Genomic DNA, 18705 nt, shown 5'->3' on the forward strand with positions numbered 1-18705 from the left:
GAAAATTTTAAAGTTTTTTTTATTAACCTTAACCCCTCTCTAAACCTTCAATCTCACTCCTGCGCTTCCCGTTTTACCGGACTGCAAAGATACAAAAAATTTTAACTCACGCAACTTTTATTTTAAAAAGTTTTGATTGTTTTTTTCTGTACTTTCAAAAGTGATTTCTTAATCTCTATGCCCATTCAAAGGCTCTTCTGCGCTTACTGAGATACTCTCGTTTTCAGTGGGGCAAAGATAGAACAACTATCCATTACAATCCAAACTTTATTAACCTTTAATTTACTTTTAATTCATATTTAATCCTAACTAACTGAACCTTCGAGTGAAAAATTTTAAAAGATTTTTGGAAAGAGGCTATATATAGAAATAAAGAGACTTTACTACAGTCTATATAAAATAAAAAGCAAAGTTTAATTACTTTGCTTTTGTTCTTGATAGATGGTACTTAAAAATTCTGCGTAAGATTTTTCTAATCCTATAATATCTCCACTTTTTAGATTTAATCCTCCTCTTCCTGATTCGTCAGGTTTTATTTTTGCTGAAGAAATCTGAAAGTATTGATTCCCGTCACCAGATTTAGGTTGTAATTTTATAGTAGAACCTAAAATCTTCTTTGTGGAAATCACGTATACTTCTTCTTGTTTAGGTTTTAAAATGAAAAAACTTCTGGGTGAAAGAATAAAATCTTTTTTATTGATACTTATTTTTTGTTCTTTATCTGATGATGCGAATAAATAAATATTCTCGGTCTGATTTAAAAGCTTATCTCTTGGGATAAAATATAAATTCAGTCTATAATTAGATGGGTTGAATTGCTGAGCAGAACCATCGACATTTTCAAAAGGTTTTAATGAAAAAGCATTGGCCCCAATCTCTTTGGTTTTTTTATACACTGATGAAAATATAACTGCATCATCTTTTGAAAAACCCTGAACTTCTATTTCACCCAAATACACTGCATCCTTTATTTCCTCATTTATTTTAAATAAAAGTTGATCAGTGTTATCGTTCGTTTTCTCAACCTTAGTAAGGAATACATTTTGTGCAACCAAAGATTGGGTTAAAAAAGCAAAAACAAGTATTATTACATTCTTCATTCTATATTATTTTGAAAGAATTTCAACACATTCTTCTAAACTGTTCTCCCAATGTTTAGGCTCAATTCCATATACTCTTTCAATTTTGTCAAGAGACATCGTACTTCTCTTTGGTCTTTTTGCTGGAGTTGGGTATTGTTCGGTTGTAAGCGCATTTAGTTTGATGTTTGATTTTGAAAATTCTGCAATTTTTTTTGCAAAATCAAACCAGGTCGTTTCCGGGTAGTTTGAAAAATGGAAAACTCCAAATGTTTTGTTTGAGGCACCAATAATTGTCATGATTGCTTCAGCCAAATCATTCGCATTCGTTGGCTGACCAAATTGATCTGCAACGATCCCCAATTCGTCTTTTTGAGAAAACAAGTTCAGCATTGTTTTTACAAAGTTTTTATTAAACTCTGAGTACAGCCAAGAAGTTCTTAGAATAATTGTTTTAGGGTTAAGATCCAAAGCCAACTCCTCTCCTTTTAACTTCGATTCTCCATAAACTCCGATAGGATTCGTAAAATCATCTTCAGCATAATCCAAGTTAGTTTCTCCATCGAAGACATAGTCTGTGGAAACATGAATAAGAATGGTCTTAAAGTCAGCACAAACTTCTGCTAAATTTGCAACACCTTCTGCATTTACGGCAAATGCTTTCTCAGGTTCTTTTTCTGCAAGATCTACTGCTGTATATGCGGAAGCATTTATACAAAAATCAGGTTTGTTATCGTAAAAGAAACTCTGTACCTGATCATTGTTTGTAACATCTAAATTTTGTGAATCGGTAAAGATAAATTCGTATTTATTCTCAAAATTCTCTGCAATCTTTTTGATACAGTTTCCTAATTGACCGTTACTTCCTACTACTACTATTTTTTTCATCTTTATATTATGAGTTTTTTGCGTTTTGGGATCTTAGAAATTTAACTCTGGACTGAAAATCTTTTTGTTCCAAATCTACATGGTATTTACTAAACAGATCCACCAGTTCTTGAGGCTGTACCTCTGAACGTCTTGTTTTTACATTAAAATAGATTACGGAAAGCCAGAAAACAGCATAGATTGTTTTTCCGTCTTCACTTTTCATCAACATTTCCACTTTCGAAGTTCTATCTTGAATTTCTATGGTTTTACTTGTAATAACAACAATTGTATTATACTTTACTTCTTTCAAATAGGCGATTTCATTCTGAATTGTAACCCAAGTACAACCTGTTTTCTTAGTATAGTCTTCGTAAGTAAAGCCATAAAAATCCTCAACATGATCTTCTCTTGCATTCAGCATGTAATCTAAGTATCTTACATTATTAAGATGACCAAGAGGATCACAATCTATAAAACGGATTTTAACCGTTTTTGATACTTCTTTTCCCATTGTGCAAAAATAGAAAAACCACCTCGAATAGAGGTGGTTGATTTTATAAATCTTTGTTAATTTCCAAAATTATTTAAGACCTAATTCTTTTTTAACATCAGCAGTGATATCTGGTCCGTTTTTGTAGATAAGAGCAGATGAATTAGCATCTAGTACAAAATCAATTGTGTTTGCTTTTGCTACTTTTTCAATAGCAGCATTCAATTTTTTCTCAATTGGATCATACAATGCATCTTGCTTAGCCTGGCTGTCTTTCATTGCTTTATCCTGCATTTGAGCAATTTCTTCTTGCAATTTCTGTAGTTCTCCCTCTCTTGCTTTGTTTTCTTCAGCCGTTTTTTTAGGAGCTTCTTCTGTATATTGCTTTACTTTTACTTGTCCAGCATCTCCTTTCTTTTTAATTTCAGCTTGTTTAGTATCAATGAATGCTTTTAAATCAGCATCTGCTTTAGTTTTCTCAGGCATCGCATTAAGAACAGCTGCAACATTTAAAGTAGCTGACTTTTGAGCTTTTGCCATACCTACAGACACAACCATCATTATTGCTGCAAATAATACACTTAATTTTTTCATAATTGGTAAATAAATAATTTAATTTTTAAGATTGCAAATTTCTATAAAAGTTAATTTCAAAACAAATTTAATTATACTTTTTAAGGAAATTCTAATTCTTTTTCTCTTTTCCTGTTGTTCCTTTTAATAAAATATCTAAGACTTTATCGGTATAGTCATATCTTTTCTGAAGGAAAATAACGTTAACGTCATTACTTTTATCAAGAACTATGCCCAATCCATTTTTTTCAGACATCGTCTTGATTGCATTCCAAATCTGATCCTGAAAAGGCTGAACAAGACTTGCTCTTAGCTTACTGATCTCTCCGTTAGTACCAAAACGCAAACTGGTTGTTGTTTTAATATTCTTATCAAGATCTGTCACTTCTTTTTCTCTAAGCTTTAATTGATCTCCTATTAGCAAAACTTTTTCGTTTTCAAAAGCAGATCTTTTTTTCTCATACTCTGCCTGTAAGTTTTGAAGATCCGTCTGCCAAGTATCAATTTGTGAATTTAATCTTGCTTCGGCCTCTTTGTATTGAGGAAACTTATCCAAGATAGCTTCTGTATCAACAACACCTACTTTTTGGGCATTTGAGATTCCGAAACATATCAGAAAGAAAATGGTGAAAATTGTCTTAAAGTTCTTCATATTGTTATAAAGATTGGTTCATCAAGAAATGGGTCTTCCAACCGGAAGGTTCTGTAGCATTGATTGTTTTATCAAATCCATAAGCAAAATCAAATCCAATAAGACCAAATGCTCCCATATATACTCTAACACCTACCCCTACTGATCTTTTCAACTGGAAAGGATTATACTTGTTCCAAGAGTTCCATACGTTACCTCCTTCAGCAAAAGTAAGTGCATAGATCTTAGCTGTTTGACTCATTGAAATCGGATATCTCAATTCTAAAGTAAATCTATTGTAGATAGTTCCTCCTCCTCTTTGAGTAATATCTTCGGAAGTACCTCCATAAGTAGATGCATTTTCATATCCTCTTAATGGAATAAGCTCTCTACCATCGTATCTACCTCCGAATAAACCTGTACCTCCTACATAGTATCTTTCGAAAGGCGGTGCTCCAAGTTCTTTGTTATATCCATCCATAAAGCCCATCTCAGCAGAAGATCTTAACACAAGCTTTCCTACAATTTCGTTATAAATATCTGCTTTGAATTTTACTTTATAAAATTCCATCCACTTATATTTATCTACAGGATCCATTGTTGAATAATCTTTATTACTGAACAATGAATAAGGAGGTGTAAATTTCGCCGTAAGTTCTACATTGGAACCTACCGTCGGGAAAATCGGATCAATACCCGCAGAGTTTCTACTTAATCCCAAGTTTATACTAAAGTTATTTGCATTTCCATAGTATTCGGTGCTATCACCAAATTCAAAAGGATAATTGCTAAACTTATATTTTTGAAACTGTAAACCTGTGTACAACGAGAAATAATCATCCGGCCAGTTCAATAATCTATTCAATCCTACTGAAGCAGAGAAAATATTTAATTTCTGATCATTTCCGTAACCATCATTATATTTTACTCTGGAAGTATTCAAACTTACTGAAAGTGCAGTCGGTTTTGTTCCGAATAACCATGGCTCAGTGAATGAAATCCCATAATTCTGGAAGTATTGTCCTGCTTGTGCCTGGATAGACAACGTTTGTCCGTCTCCTTGAGGTACCGGTCTAAAGTCTTTTAACTTAAGGAAATTCTTTAACGAGAAGTTATTGAACGTTAATCCTAATGTTCCGATAAAGCTATTTCCTCCGTATCCGGCTTGTAGCTGAACCTGTGAAGATCCTTTTTCCACAAGTTTCCATCCGATATCAACAGTATTATCCTGTGCATTTGGCTGAATATCTTGTCCTACTTGTTGAGGGTCAAAGAATGACATCCCTGCAAGGTCAAAATAAGTTCTCTTAATATCTGATTTTTTGAAAAGCTCTCCCGGTTTTGTTCTTAATGCTCTAAGAATAACATGGTCATGAGTCGTTACGTTTCCGCTCCAAGTTACTTTATTCCAAGTAGCCTTTTCACCTTCGTTGATACGAATTTCAAGGTTAATTTTGTCTCCATCAACAGATTTTTCCACAGGAGTTACATTTGAGAATAAGTATCCGTTATTCATGTAAATAGACTTGATATCAGAATCATCTTCTTTACCTCCGTCTTCTCCTACTTTTTTGTTGAATCCTACTGCATCGTAAATATCTCCTTTTTTGTAACCTAAAAGCCTCTGTAAATACTCTGTTGCAAATACTGTGTTTCCAGTGAAAGTAATATCTCCAATGTAATATTGTTTACCTTCACTTAGTTTTACGTTAATTTGATAGTTATCTCTTTTGTTTCTCCAAACAGAGTCTGAAACAATGGCAGCATCTCTGTATCCTAGAGAGTTATAATAACTAATAAGATTTTGCTTATCTTCCTGATATTTTTCTTCAACAAATTTTGAAGATTTTAAAATACCTCCAATCCCAAATCTTTTCTGTTTCGTTTCTTTGAATCCTTTGTTTCTTAACTTAGAATCAGTGATATTCTGATTACCTTCAAATTCGATATGATCGATCTTGATTCTTTTGCCTTTATCAACTTCAATCGTCCAGTCTACCAAAGCAGGATCACTTGCATTTACTTTATCCTGAATGGTAATCTTAGCATCTGCAAATCCTTTTTTAACGTAATCTTTCGGAATATTTGTTTTTAAGCTTGAAACCAAATTTTGTGTAATTTTAGTTCCAGGCTTTAAATTATTGTCTTTAGCAAGTTTTTCATTTTTAGACTTACCAATTCCTTTTCCAGTAAATTTTACTTCACCAAGCTCTTTTAAATCCTCCAAGTAAAATTTCAAAACAACTGTTTCTCCTTCAATACTCTCAATATACACTTCTACTTCAGAAAATGATTGAGTATCCCAAAGTTTTTTAACAGCTGTACTGATTTTCTGTCCCGGAATATCTACAGATTCTCCTTTCGTTAAACCCGTAAATCTTAAAATTTGAGCTGGTGTATATTTTTTCACCCCATCAACGACGATATCTTTTAATGTATATGTCCCTGCTTGATTTTCTGCATGTACAGAAGCGTTTACTTTTGTACTATCCTGCGGTGTTACTTGTCCATAAAAATGTGCAGAAGCAGCAAACATTATGATGGGTAATAATCTAAACTTCATTTTATCGTAGTCTTTCTTTTCTTAATTCTTTTACTGAATCTTTATTTGTTCTCCGGTTTTTCCGTACCTCCTTTCTTTGTTTTGGTAATCTAAAATACACTGAAAGAAAATATCTTTTGTGAAGTCTGGCCAAAGTATATTTAAAAACTGTAGCTCTGCATAAGCAATCTGCCACAGTAGAAAATTACTGACTCTAACTTCTCCACTTGTTCTTATCATTAAATCAACCGGGGGAAAATCTTTTGTATATAAATAACTCTCAAATGTTTTTTCATCGATCTTCTCTGCATCCAACTTTCCGTCTTTTACATCTGAGCTGATTTCTTTTACCGCATTCAAAATCTCATTCTGAGAACCGTAACTAATTGCCAGTATCAGATTACCTTTTGAGTTATTTTTGGTGAGTTCCACCACTCTCAGTAATTGATCTTTTACAAGTGACGGCAGTTTTTCTAAATTCCCAATGACATGCATTCTTAACCCTTTGCTAAAAATCTCTTCAGCTTCAAGCAATAAAGTTTCCATAAGTAAATTCATTAATGTATTTACTTCATCATCTGGTCGGTTCCAGTTTTCTGAGGAAAAAGTATAAAGGGTTAAATAAGGAATATTAATTTCGTTACAAGCATTAATAGCATTTCTTACCGCATCAATGGCATTCTTGTGACCAAATGTTCTTTCTTCTCCCCGAGATTTCGCCCATCTTCCGTTTCCATCCATAATGATGGCAACATGTTGTGGCAGATTTTCGGGATCTATTTTATCTTTTAACAACGACATATTTTGATTAATCACAATAACACGGGGGTCTTCCAAAAGAATAGGTAAGTCCTAAACTAAAAGTATTTAACCAATCTCTTGAATCTCCGTCTCCTATATTTCTAGTTCCTTTGTATGCAGCTTCTCTTTCTTTTGAAACAATGTAATAATTCCCAGTTCCTAATAATGAACCTCCACTTGAAGGATCTAAAATATCAGAATTATAAGTTGACTTTACATCTTTCGGTAAAATTTTGCTATAATCTAGCTGGTCTGTTAATGTAAGTCTGAATGTTGCTTCAGCAAAAATAGCCCAGTTGTGATTGAATTTATATTTCAAACCAACCCCAAACGGAACATTCATTGATGTTTTTTTACCTGTAGAGTATACTGCTGTAGTAGTAAAATCTTCTTCATTAATCGGCGCTTGTGCTACTCCGTCTGCATCTCTTTTGAAATCATGTACTAAAGTAGCTTTCGGAGCATTATACATAATTGCTCCAATTCCCGCAAAAATATATGGGCTCAACATTCCCATCTGCTCATTATTCACCGGGAAAAAATTATATTCAAAGCTTAAGCTCGCTTCATAGATATCATTTTTACCGAAGGCATTTCTGTTTCTTCTATATTCTTCCTTAGCAGCTTTATCGCTAAACTGAACCTGATTGTATCCCAAATCTAATCTTACCGTCTGATAAGGGTTAAAATTAAATCTATATAATAAACCACCATAAAACGGAACTCCCCAATCAGAAACTCTATCCATATTCAACGGTTTTTGTAAAATATAATTGGTATTTCCTACATCTCCTACCAGGTTACTCATTCCTAGTCGAATTCCCAATTCATTTCTTTGTGCCTTCATGCTTACCATTGTTCCTATAACGGTAAGAAAGCTAAACAATAATTTTTTATTCATAAAAGAATATGGATTTATGGTTATTTTAAAAATTAATTTTTGCAAATATAAAACATTTTTATATTAATGATATTCTTAATGTTTAGTTAAAAATAAACAAAAAAACATAATTTGTTATAAAGTAAACGGTAAAGTCATTAAAATATTTCTTTTTCTGCATAAACAGGAAATTCATTTCAACAATTTCAGTTTTACAGTTGGCTAAAATATTACTTCTTTCCTAATATTTGTTGAATTTTATTTCTTATTCTTATTAATAGTGGTTCTTTGTAATTTTTATCCTCATCAAAATAGCCGTAACCGTAGCCATAACCATAGCCGTAACCATAGCCATAACCTTGTCTTGGATTATAATCATTATAAACAAGCCCCAGATTTCCAACTTCCTGATTATGGTATTTTTCAGTAATCATCTTGAGCATATATTTTTCGGTGTATTCATGACGAACGACGTAAATATTAGCGTCTGAATGCTTCATCAATTCATAAGAATCGGCCACCAATCCTACCGGTGGAGAATCTATAATGATAAAATCATACATTTCTTTAAGCTTTTCAAGGAATTCTATGTTCTTTGCGCTCATCAGAAGCTCTGAAGGATTGGGAGGTATAGGTCCTGAAGTTGCCACATCTAAATTAGGAATCTTCGTATTATTAATAATCTGATCTATCGAAACCTCTCCAGTAAGATAGTTCGAAATCCCATATTTATTGTCAATGTTGAAATCACCAAAAATCTTAGGTTTTCTCAAATCCATTCCCAATAAAATAGTTTTTTTGTCACTTAACCCTAAAACAGAGGCTAAATTAATTGAAACATAGGTCTTTCCTTCTCCACCAATGGAAGAGGTAATCAAAATAATTTTACTTTTTTCGCCTTCATTCAACAAAAATCTGACATTTGCCCTTATTCCTCTAAATGCTTCTGAAACAGAAGACTTCGGAGACTGCAGAACGGTAAGCATATTCTCGTTATTGTTATTCCCGATTACACCCAGTAACGGTATTTTTGTAACCCCTAAAAGCTCTTTAATATTTCTGACTTTATTATCTAAAACTTCTCCAATAAAAATAAATAACAATGGTAAGAACAATAATCCTCCTATAATTCCGAATTCGGTTCCTTTTTTATTGGGTCCTACCGGTGACTGTCCCAGGTTTTTAGCCGGGTCAATTACCGTAATATCAGACTGGTTGGTCGCCACTTTCATTTGCGCCTCATTTTGTCTTCCCAGCAAGCTATTGTAAGTAGCTTCAATCATGTTATACCCTCTTTCGGCATCAAGATATTTTCTCTGCTTTTCAGGGTACGAAACAAGATCAGTATTAGCTTCTGCTACTTCATTATTAATTTTATTAATTTCATCGTAGTAATGAGTATAATAATTTCTTAACGAGTTTGACGAACCTAATTTAGCTTCATTAATAAGCCTGTTAATTTCTCTCATCGGCTCAGAATTCGGCTTATAAATAGTCGCCATCTCCCTTCTTTTAAGGTATAATGCTTTTAATTCCGATACGGAAGCATTAAAGAATCCATCTTCAAATCCTGCTGCATTGGTACTGATCATCCTTTCAAAATTCTGATTATCGATCGTATTTTTGATAGAATTCAGAGAGTTTACTTTACTTAGAAGATCTGCTTTTTTAGCTTCCAGGTCTTTTATCTTATTCAAAGATTTTTCGTCTCTGTCTTTGATGTCATATAGTTTTTCAGAAGTTTTTAAGTAATTCAGTACTAAAGCACTTGAATCAAGTTTTTTTCTGATCCCGTTTAAGCTATTCTGCAGATATACATCTGTGTTTTTATTAATGATATTTTTATCTGCCAGTCTTTTCTTTTGAAGCTCTGCTACAGATTTATTCAAGAAATTCACGGTTCCATTTAGATTAAACCCTGTTTTTGTAATAATCATAATGGTATTGATTTCTTTATCAAAATCAACATTAATGGTCGAAACGATACCATTTACCGTTTGGTTTACCGTCTCCAAATTTACAATGATGTTATCCAGCTTTATAGTCGGCGTAACAGGATTGGATACTAACTTAAATCTTAAGTTAGGTGTCGTAAACCATTCATTTAATTTTATTGTTTTATTTGCAGGTTTTGGAAATTCTGCAACATTTTGAAATCCTTCTATCTCATAATTATATAAGTTTCCGGAATGTCCTTCTTCAGGCAAAACCACTTCGTATGTGTTATTTCCTTTAGGTAATAAAGTAATTGGATAATTAACCTGCTGCAAATGTTTTTTATCTACCTCTAAAAAAACCGGAGAGTCATTTTTATCCAGATAAGTAGATTTTAAAGTCCCTTTTGTAGAAAAATTTACAAAAAGCCCTAATTCTTTCACCAAAAACTCATTATGAGATCGTGATAAAAGCATTTTTTTCAGATAAATTCCATCCTGATTACCACCTTGTCCCCAGATAAAATTGATCGACTGGTTAGGTGTAAAATAACTTGCCGTATTATTGGAAACACTTAAAGATAAATTGGATGCATAAATATTTTGTGCATAATATTTACTATACACCCAGGAAAGAGTATATCCAAGGAAAAACATCAGGATAAACCAATACCAGTTTTTTATGATTCTTCTTATGAAATTTTCAATATCAAATAAAGAAAAAGCTCCGCTCCTATCTTTCGAGGAATCATTTTTCGCCAGACTAATATATTTTTCAGGAATCATGATTACAGTGTTTTTACAAGTAGGTAGATCGATAAAGCAGTTGTGATAAGAGAAACGCCCGTAGTTAAAGTCTGTACAGGATCTTTTCCAAAGCCATTCAAGCTTTTTGCTCTTGTATTAAGATAAATCTCATCACCATTTTGAACATAATAATAAGGGGAATTCATCACATCTTCACGGGTAAGGTCTATTTTAGCAATTTTGATCCCTTCCGGAAGTTTTCTATGAATGACAATACTTTTTCTGTCAACGGTTCTGTTAAGCCCCCCATTCATAGCAAGAGCTTCGGTAATGGTAAGGGTGTTTTTATGCGCCACTTTCTCTCCTGTAACTCCTGTAGTTTCCACATCTCCAAGAATATAGTAAGTAATACCATCTGTGTTGAGTCGAACTTCAGATTTCCCATCCTGAAAATTTTCATTTACCTTCACCTGAATCTCCTCAGTTACCTCTTCAATCGTTCTTCCTTCCGCTTTTATATAACCAATTCCGAAAATATTGATATCTCCTTTTGAATCTACTTTAAGCCCGTTAAAATAAAAATTCAGGTTACCACCAGTTCTTCCCGCATTACCACTTATGTTCGTCATTGCATTATTGACAACCTGTCCGGAAGTACTGCCACCCGAAGTATTATAGGTCGAGTAAAACTGAGCAGCATCCCCTTTAGGAGTAGTGATAATATTAAGATTAAGGATGTCATTTTTTGTAATTCTATACACCGGTATATTGTATGGAACAAGCCCTTCTTCATTAATGACCAAACTCTCATTTGGCTGCATATATCTTACTTCTTTTGTGGTGATACAAGAAGTCATTACCAGGGATAGTAACAAAAGGAATAAATTTTTATAATTCTTCATCAGATTTAAGTTGTTTGCAAAAATAAAAATTAAAAGTATTGCTTTTTATTATTTCTTAAATAGAATATAAGATTTGGTAAATATGCACCAATAAACCCTAACAACAAAACAATTACCAATAAAAGGTTCACATTTATATGTCTCAAGAAATTAGCTACCACTATTATAAAAAGATAATACGAAATAATATAAAAAGTAGACCTTCGATGAGTAAGACCCAGCTGAATCAGTTTATGATGAATATGGTTCTTATCTGCTTTGAATAAAGATTTCCCATGAATTAATCTTATAATCATCACATTCAAAGTATCTACAATCGGTAAAATAAGGATGGCAACAGCAATAGCCGGAGCTGCAGGCAAATGATAACGGGGAACGTACGGATCCGACTTATCAATAAAAATATCAATAAAACAAACGCTAGTAAAAGCAAGCAAAAAGCCTAACAACATTGACCCTGTATCTCCCATAAATATCTTAGTGGCCCTATAATTTGACAAATTATAATACAAAAATGCCAAAACAGACCCGACAATGACCGCTGAAAACACAACCAAAGGATAATTATATTCCCCCAAACGATAATAACTGATCCCGAAAAGAGCACTGCATATCAAAGAATAGCCTCCCGCTAATCCATCAATTCCGTCTATGAGATTGAATGCATTAATCAGTACAATAAACGTAAGAATGCTGAATACAACACTCACATAATAATTAATTTCATACACTCCACATATCCCGAAAAGGCTTCGGATTCTGATATCCGAACCTATGACTACCAATGATGAAACCACAATTTGTGCAACAAGTTTCTTATAGGCTCTCATCACCACAATATCGTCCATTATCCCTACATAAAGCAGGATCACCAACGATGCAAATAAAAACTTATAGAGTTCAAAAAGTTCATAGGCAAAAATAGAGGCACATACTCCGATAGAATAAAAGATAGCAGCTCCTCCAAGGTTCGGAATCTTTCTCAAATGAGAGCTTCTAACCCCCGGTTCATCCATTAAATTCTTTCTTTTGGAAATTTTTATGATGGTAGGAACGGAAAAAAGTGTGATTAAAAAAGAAAACAAGAAGCCCAATCCTATTTTTATGTAAAAAATAGAAATACCTTTTTCTACTAAGAACAGCTCAAAACTCTGCATTCTTTATTGTTCAGGCATTTAAAGTGCTTTGGAGAAGTTGACAAAAGACACCTTATTACATTCAGGATCTTTCAATTACCTCTACCTGCATTTGTGTTTATATTAATTTTCTTATCAGTTTTTTCTGGTCTGCAAAAAAAAGCAGATAAAAAATTCTCTTCCTTATAGACAAAGATAAAATATAATTCTTATCAAAACGACTGTAAATCAATATATCTTTAATTTTAATGTTCCTTTTTTTCCTGAAAACATCAAGCTTAGCACTCATTTCGTAAAATAACTTTTCATCTTTTACAAAAGCAAGATAGGCTAAGAAGGTATAAACTCCCTCCAAAATCTGAAAGTTTTTGAGTTCTTTACGCATGTGAGAATAAGCAGATCTTTCAAAAGCTACCTCCGCATCTTCAACAGCCTGAAGAATATCCAAGCCTTTTTCATTATGTGTTTTCGAGATGGAATTTTCACGTTCAAGATACTGATAATGGAAATGCTGGGTCTGAGCAATCGTTTTACATTCTAAAAGCAATTGTGGAATCAGTTGAATATCCTCAAAAGAAACTCCTTTTTTAAATCTTTTGGTCGCGAAAAGATCTTTCTTAAATAATTTGTTACAGGCAAAATAACTAATATCCGAAAACACTGAAAAATGAGTTTCAAGATCTATTTTTTCAGGCATATTGGGAATCTGCGTCAGTTTCTGAATAACATTTCCTTTCTCATCTACTTTCTGAATATTACAGATTACCATTTCAGCTTCGTGTTTTTCAGCAAGGCAAAACATTTCTTCAAACATGGTTTCTGAGACAGAATCGTCACTATCCACAAAACCAATATATTCTCCGGTTGCGTTGTCAATTCCGACATTACGTGCATCGCTTAATCCTCCGTTACTTTTATGAAAAGCTTTGATTTTATCCGGGAATTTCTCTGAAAAATCATTAATAATCCTCTCAGAACCATCTTTACTTCCGTCATTCACTACCAGAATTTCAATATTTTGATACGTCTGATTAATCAAAGAATCAAGGCATTTTGTCAAATAATTTTCGACATTATAAACCGGGACAATGATGGAAACTTTTGAGGGAACGCTTCTCATATCTTAAATTTTCGTCAGTCGCTCATTCAGCCAGCCTCTTTTGGCCTCGTCGAAATCTTTTCTCGAGCAAGGAATACAGTTTTCTATATTTTCATCCTCACCGAAATACCAAAGATTGCTAAAAGTATCACGTTTGAAAGCATATTGTCTGTCATCTACCAATACATAAAACACCTCGTAATGCCTTTCTTTTGGATGTGATTTTTGAATATTAATCCCTTCAATCAGATACCAGATCATTTGGGCAAGAAGCTGATGATTCAATTGATTTTCAGAATAAATATTATAATTAAAAATTCCTACGGATTTTAGGTTTTCACTGAGACCTATTTCCTTCATATAAGCGCAAATTTCTCTTCGGTTCAACCCATTGACTTGCGGATTCATAGAAAAAGGTTCGCTGAAACTTTCGATGGCATCACAATTTACCGTTACCAAATCTGCTTTTCTGAAGAAAGGTTCGGTTTTTTCCGTAGAATTCATCATTTCTGCCAAGCGGATGATATCAAACTCCACTTCTTTGATCAGTCTCACAGAATCAACTTCATTCAGATGCTTTTGATAGCCTAAATGATGATAATTTTTAATGGCAAAATTCTTAGCTCCGAACATTTTACTTAAAAAAGTATGTTCATTGATCATTTCTCCTTGCTTCAAAGAAATAATATTGCTGATCTGAGTATAATTAATGCTTTTTGTATGGAAATTTAAAGCCGAAAAAAGCGAAAAAGCAAAATCATTAGAACCACCTACAATAACCGGGATTGCTCTTTTGTAGTGACAAGCCGACAAGACTTCCTGTAAAATATAATGAGAATCCTGAACTGATTTTCCCGAAACCAAATCTCCTAAATCCACAATAGGAATTTCAAAATCCAGTTGTGACAGTTTGTAAAATTCTTTTCTGATTCCTGTGAAATCCTGTACTTCTGCATCTCCATTCGCTCCTCTGTAATCCGAAACAAACAAAATAACAATACTGTCTTCTTTTATTTCTTTTGTGATACGATTTCCGATTTGCCAGCTTTCAGTTTTGAAATTTCTTGGTGAAATGATAAAGTCTTCAAAGTTCATGTATAATCCGCATTAGTTCCACAAACTTACAAAAAACCTCATCAACTTAAAGTCATGTCGTATTTTTATTGTTAAAAACACAGTATTGACTTAAGCTTAAATCAATAATTCATTGCAAATAAAAAAGCACGGATTAAAAAATCCATGCTTTTCAAATTTATTTCTTTTTAGCAACTGTTTTCTTCACCGTTGTCGCCTTTTTAGTTGTTGTAGCTTTTTTTGCAGCCGGTTTCTTTTTCTCTGCAAACGCTTTTGGATCCTGATCGGTAATCCATTTTTTAACCTCATCTAAAGAAAGCTCTTTCAATTCATCTGCTTCATATTTCGTATCATCTGCTTTCTTCGGAATTTTGAACATCGCTTTTCCGAATTTGATGAAAGGACCCCATCTTCCGTTTTCAATAGAAATTTTTTCTTTTTCCCATTGCTGGATATATCTGTTGGCTTCTTTTTCCAGTTTAGCATCGATCAATTCGTTGATATCGCTTTGAGAAAGATTTTCAAAATCATATCTCTTCGGCACATTTACAAAGATGCTTTGATATTTGATAAAAGGTCCGAATCTTCCCGTTCCTTTTGTTACAGGCTCTCCTTTGTACGTAGCAATCGGCGCATCTGCAATTTTCTTTTCATTGATGATTTCTTCTGCACGTTTCTGATCTACTGAAAGCGGATCTTCACCTTTTGGAATACTGATGTACGTTTCACCCCACTTTACATAAGGTCCGAATCTTCCGACACCAACAGCAACTGATTGCCCGTCAACTTCATTTAAATCAAATGGAAGCCTGAACAATTCTAATGCTTCTTCAAAAGTAATGGTTGCAATATTCTGACCAGCCATTAAGGATGCAAAAACCGGCTTTTCTTCATCATCCGTTTCTCCAATCTGGATCATTGCTCCGAATCTTCCAATTCTCGCATGAACATTTTTACCTGTTTTCGGATCAACTCCTAAAAGTCTGTCTCCTGTTGCTCTTTCTGCATGTTCTTCTACCTCTTCAATTCTCGGATGGAATTTTGAGTAGAAACCCGTCATCATTTCTTTCCATTTCTGATCACCATTTGCAATTTCGTCGAAACTTTCTTCAACTCTTGCAGTAAAACCGTAATCTAAGATTTCTTTGAAGTTATCTGTTAAGAAATCACTTACTACTTCACCTGTATCCGTAGGAACAAATTTATTTTTATCCCCTCCGAATTTCTCGTCAAGGATTTCTTTTTTAATTCTATCTTTTGCTAAAGACATTTTCACCACTTCTCTTGTCTGTGGATCGATCTCTCTTTTGTCAACATATTCACGATTCTGGATCGTCTGAATCGTTGGTGCGTAAGTCGATGGACGACCAATTCCCAATTCTTCCAGTTTTCTCACCAAACCAGCTTCCGTATATCTAGCACTTGGTCTTGTGAATTTTTCTGTTGCCGTGATTTTTTTATAGCTTAAAACCTCTCCAACAGTCACTTTCGGAAGTAATTTATCATTGTTCTCCTCATCATCCTCTTCCGTTTTTACGATTCCGTAAGCTTTTAGAAAACCATCAAAAATGATCACTTCACCCTGCGCTTCAAAATGCTGATGAAGTTTTGCATTACCAATTTCAATAACCGTCTTCTCTATTTTAGCATTTGCCATCTGAGAAGCTAAAGTTCTTCTGTAAATTAATTGATATAATCTGTTTAATTGAGCATCTCCGATACTTGTTACCGCAAAATCAGTCGGACGGATCGCTTCGTGAGCTTCCTGTGCCGATGCAGATTTCGTAGTATAGTTTCTTGGTGAAGAATATTCTGCTCCGTATTCTGAAGTAATTTGCTTTTTTGCTCCTTCAATTGCTTCCTGAGATAGGTTTACCGAGTCTGTTCTCATATAGGTAATGTACCCTTCTTCATACAGTCTTTGTGCAAGACGCATTGTATTGGTCACATTATATCCTAATCTTGAAGAAGCTTCCTGCTGTAAAGTCGAAGTTGTAAATGGTGCAGACGCAGAACGTGTTCCTGGTCTTGTTTCAACATTTAAAACTTTGAATTCGGTAGTTTTTGCTAATTCTAAGAATTTTTCTGCCTCTTCTTCTTTTTCGAAGTCTTTTTTAAGTTTTGCAGCAATTTCCTGCTCCGTTTTATTTAAGAAAATCCCATCAAGCTTGAAACTTGCCTTTGGAGTAAACTCACGGATTTCTTTTTCTCTCTCAACAATTAATCTCACTGCAACCGACTGTACTCTTCCAGCTGACAATCCCGGTTTTACTTTTTTCCAAAGAACCGGAGACATTTCAAAACCTACAATTCTATCCAATACTCTTCTTGCCTGCTGTGCATTGACTAAGTTTTGGTCTATGTCTCTAGGATTTTCGATTGATTTTAGAATGGCATTTTTAGTAATTTCGTGAAAAACAATTCTTTTTCTGTTTTCCGGCTTTAGTTTCAGTTCTTCCGCCAAGTGCCATGCAATAGCCTCTCCTTCGCGGTCTTCATCGGAAGCCAGCCAAACCATTTCGGCTTTTTTCACAGCGGCTTTCAATTCTGTTACCAGCTTCTTTTTATCTGCAGAAACTTCGTAATCGGGAGTAAAGGTTCCAAGATCAATCCCCATTCCTTTTTTAGGTAGATCCCGGATATGACCGAAACTTGATTTTACTTCGAAATCTTTACCTAAATATTTCTGAATAGTTTTTGCTTTTGCCGGTGACTCGACGATTACTAAATTTTTCGACATTCTAAAAATTTTTTGCAAAAGTAAAGCTTTTTTATTATATCGGTCAGCTTAGAGCATTTTATTTAATAATTCCAGCGGAGCAATGCAGGTTCTATAGATGAATCCTTCGAACGTAAAACCCCTTCCGGACATTTCAATACGATAGATTAATGAGAAAACAATAATCAGCAGAGTAATGTAAAATTTTTTATTGACAATGATTCCTTCTGAAGCGTATGCAGAATCAGTTTTCTTTAAAAACAGTGTAAAAAGAATGATCATAAAAATCATGTGAATATACATCCATCTTCCCCAATCAATAGCGAGATAAAAAAGAGGTAAAGTGAAAAGAAAAGCACCTGTTAACAAAATAGACAATACCTTTCGTGCTTTTAGATATTTTAAATAAAACGCCAAATGAAAAACGCTGATTCCCAAGCTCAGAAAGTACAATTTATATTCATTAAAATGTGCTGATATATATTGTCTTTCATTTATATGCCAAAAAAAGATGCCTTTGGTAAAAATAACCCCTCTATCTTTCAAAATACTTAATGACTGCCCTTCATTGATTTCTTTTCCAAAAAGTATCAACAAAGCTGCCGGAATAAAAACGGCAAGACAATATTTCAAATATCTTACAGGTTCTATTTTCCCAGTTTTCAGATATAATGTTATCAAAAAATAGGGGATAAAAAATAAGGTAACTTCATGAAACAATGTAGCCACAAAAAGAGCAATACAAAATCCCCACTCCCGGTTTCTCGTAAGCTTTTCATGATCTATCAGATAGACAAAAACGGTAAATAGCAGGAAGATAATAAATTCTTTTTTCCCCACATAGTCTACACAATTAAACAACCCTACAAAACCTATTGAAGACAATAAAAGAGAAAGGTATAAAAAGGTGGTTTCTTTATACTGTATAAGTTTAAAGTAATAATAAAAAAACAATGAGATAATAACCGCCTGAAAGCAATACACTAAAACATTCAACTTTAACCCCGTAATATCCTGCAAAAGGAAAAAGAAACTTCCGGACAAGCCTCTCCTTTTAAACCCTCCATCCTGATAATTAACCAGCCAGTCTCCCAAAATATATCCATCGGAACGAATGTTGTGCAGAAAAGTAAAAACCAACGTATACACCGCTGTTGCAACAACAAGAAAATAAATAAAAATTTTAGTATTGAAATGCGATACGATTTTGTCTAGCTTTATCATGATT

Annotated in this window: 15 protein-coding genes; all 15 read right to left on the reverse strand. The window is 33.7% G+C overall.

What is annotated here, in order from left to right; translation table 11 throughout:
- Nucleotides 1–413: 413 nt before the first annotated feature.
- Nucleotides 414–1100, reverse strand: a complete 687-nt coding sequence (locus LV842_RS03415; protein ID WP_233110061.1) for a hypothetical protein — start codon at nucleotides 1098–1100, stop codon at nucleotides 414–416.
- 6 nt (nucleotides 1101–1106) lie between these two features.
- Nucleotides 1107–1967, reverse strand: coding sequence for a dTDP-4-dehydrorhamnose reductase (rfbD, locus tag LV842_RS03420; RefSeq protein WP_233110062.1), 861 nt, complete (start codon nucleotides 1965–1967; stop codon nucleotides 1107–1109).
- 7 nt (nucleotides 1968–1974) lie between these two features.
- Complete coding sequence (locus LV842_RS03425) at nucleotides 1975–2460, reverse strand: acyl-CoA thioesterase (RefSeq protein ID WP_233110063.1); 486 nt, start codon at nucleotides 2458–2460, stop codon at nucleotides 1975–1977.
- A gap of 69 nt (nucleotides 2461–2529) precedes the next feature.
- Nucleotides 2530–3033 carry an OmpH family outer membrane protein gene (locus LV842_RS03430; RefSeq protein ID WP_233110064.1) on the reverse strand — a complete coding sequence of 168 codons (504 nt, stop codon included), beginning with the start codon at nucleotides 3031–3033 and terminating at the stop codon, nucleotides 2530–2532.
- A 91-nt stretch (nucleotides 3034–3124) separates the two neighbouring features.
- Complete coding sequence (locus LV842_RS03435) at nucleotides 3125–3664, reverse strand: OmpH family outer membrane protein (protein WP_233110065.1); 540 nt, start codon at nucleotides 3662–3664, stop codon at nucleotides 3125–3127.
- 4 nt (nucleotides 3665–3668) lie between these two features.
- A complete protein-coding gene (gene bamA / locus LV842_RS03440) occupies nucleotides 3669–6206 on the reverse strand; it encodes an outer membrane protein assembly factor BamA (protein ID WP_233110066.1) in 2538 nt (845 codons plus the stop codon).
- 30 nt (nucleotides 6207–6236) lie between these two features.
- Nucleotides 6237–6986 (reverse strand): polyprenyl diphosphate synthase, encoded by a 750-nt coding sequence (gene uppS / locus LV842_RS03445; RefSeq protein WP_233110067.1) that lies wholly within the window; start codon nucleotides 6984–6986, stop codon nucleotides 6237–6239.
- Nucleotides 6987–6993: 7 nt separating this feature from the next.
- The gene (porG, locus tag LV842_RS03450; protein WP_233110068.1) at nucleotides 6994–7887 is read right to left on the reverse strand and encodes a type IX secretion system protein PorG; all 894 of its coding nucleotides are present in this window, start codon (nucleotides 7885–7887) and stop codon (nucleotides 6994–6996) included.
- Between the two features lie 209 nt (nucleotides 7888–8096).
- Nucleotides 8097–10586, reverse strand: coding sequence for a polysaccharide biosynthesis tyrosine autokinase (locus tag LV842_RS03455; RefSeq protein ID WP_233110069.1), 2490 nt, complete (start codon nucleotides 10584–10586; stop codon nucleotides 8097–8099).
- A 2-nt stretch (nucleotides 10587–10588) separates the two neighbouring features.
- Nucleotides 10589–11449, reverse strand: coding sequence for a polysaccharide biosynthesis/export family protein (locus LV842_RS03460; RefSeq protein ID WP_233110070.1), 861 nt, complete (start codon nucleotides 11447–11449; stop codon nucleotides 10589–10591).
- 29 nt (nucleotides 11450–11478) lie between these two features.
- Nucleotides 11479–12606: a glycosyltransferase family 4 protein gene (locus LV842_RS03465; RefSeq protein ID WP_233110071.1), complete on the reverse strand. Its 1128-nt coding sequence runs from the start codon at nucleotides 12604–12606 to the stop codon at nucleotides 11479–11481.
- Nucleotides 12607–12703: 97 nt separating this feature from the next.
- Nucleotides 12704–13705: a glycosyltransferase family 2 protein gene (locus tag LV842_RS03470; protein WP_233110072.1), complete on the reverse strand. Its 1002-nt coding sequence runs from the start codon at nucleotides 13703–13705 to the stop codon at nucleotides 12704–12706.
- Between the two features lie 3 nt (nucleotides 13706–13708).
- On the reverse strand, nucleotides 13709–14779 hold the full coding sequence (locus LV842_RS03475; protein ID WP_233110073.1) for a formimidoylglutamase: 1071 nt from the start codon (nucleotides 14777–14779) through the stop codon (nucleotides 13709–13711).
- Nucleotides 14780–14936: 157 nt separating this feature from the next.
- On the reverse strand, nucleotides 14937–17498 hold the full coding sequence (gene topA / locus LV842_RS03480) for a type I DNA topoisomerase (RefSeq protein WP_233110074.1): 2562 nt from the start codon (nucleotides 17496–17498) through the stop codon (nucleotides 14937–14939).
- Between the two features lie 48 nt (nucleotides 17499–17546).
- Complete coding sequence (locus LV842_RS03485; RefSeq protein WP_233110075.1) at nucleotides 17547–18701, reverse strand: hypothetical protein; 1155 nt, start codon at nucleotides 18699–18701, stop codon at nucleotides 17547–17549.
- Nucleotides 18702–18705 lie beyond the last annotated feature (4 nt).

It is taken from the genome of Chryseobacterium gwangjuense, assembly GCF_021311115.1.
Lineage (GTDB): Bacteria > Bacteroidota > Bacteroidia > Flavobacteriales > Weeksellaceae > Chryseobacterium > Chryseobacterium gwangjuense.

What these genes read in the sequence shown, in the direction of transcription:
- porG (WP_233110068.1), bottom strand. Translation starts at nt 7,887, where the DNA reads ATGAATAAAAAATTATTGTTTAGCTTTCTTACCGTTATAGGAACAATG.
- LV842_RS03475 (WP_233110073.1), bottom strand. Translation starts at nt 14,779, where the DNA reads ATGAACTTTGAAGACTTTATCATTTCACCAAGAAATTTCAAAACTGAA.
- LV842_RS03430 (WP_233110064.1), bottom strand. Translation starts at nt 3,033, where the DNA reads ATGAAAAAATTAAGTGTATTATTTGCAGCAATAATGATGGTTGTGTCT.
- LV842_RS03470 (WP_233110072.1), bottom strand. Translation starts at nt 13,705, where the DNA reads ATGAGAAGCGTTCCCTCAAAAGTTTCCATCATTGTCCCGGTTTATAAT.
- LV842_RS03460 (WP_233110070.1), bottom strand. Translation starts at nt 11,449, where the DNA reads ATGAAGAATTATAAAAATTTATTCCTTTTGTTACTATCCCTGGTAATG.
- LV842_RS03415 (WP_233110061.1), bottom strand. Translation starts at nt 1,100, where the DNA reads ATGAAGAATGTAATAATACTTGTTTTTGCTTTTTTAACCCAATCTTTG.
- LV842_RS03455 (WP_233110069.1), bottom strand. Translation starts at nt 10,586, where the DNA reads ATGATTCCTGAAAAATATATTAGTCTGGCGAAAAATGATTCCTCGAAA.
- LV842_RS03435 (WP_233110065.1), bottom strand. Translation starts at nt 3,664, where the DNA reads ATGAAGAACTTTAAGACAATTTTCACCATTTTCTTTCTGATATGTTTC.
- uppS (WP_233110067.1), bottom strand. Translation starts at nt 6,986, where the DNA reads ATGTCGTTGTTAAAAGATAAAATAGATCCCGAAAATCTGCCACAACAT.
- rfbD (WP_233110062.1), bottom strand. Translation starts at nt 1,967, where the DNA reads ATGAAAAAAATAGTAGTAGTAGGAAGTAACGGTCAATTAGGAAACTGT.
- topA (WP_233110074.1), bottom strand. Translation starts at nt 17,498, where the DNA reads ATGTCGAAAAATTTAGTAATCGTCGAGTCACCGGCAAAAGCAAAAACT.
- LV842_RS03485 (WP_233110075.1), bottom strand. Translation starts at nt 18,701, where the DNA reads ATGATAAAGCTAGACAAAATCGTATCGCATTTCAATACTAAAATTTTT.
- LV842_RS03425 (WP_233110063.1), bottom strand. Translation starts at nt 2,460, where the DNA reads ATGGGAAAAGAAGTATCAAAAACGGTTAAAATCCGTTTTATAGATTGT.
- bamA (WP_233110066.1), bottom strand. Translation starts at nt 6,206, where the DNA reads ATGAAGTTTAGATTATTACCCATCATAATGTTTGCTGCTTCTGCACAT.
- LV842_RS03465 (WP_233110071.1), bottom strand. Translation starts at nt 12,606, where the DNA reads ATGCAGAGTTTTGAGCTGTTCTTAGTAGAAAAAGGTATTTCTATTTTT.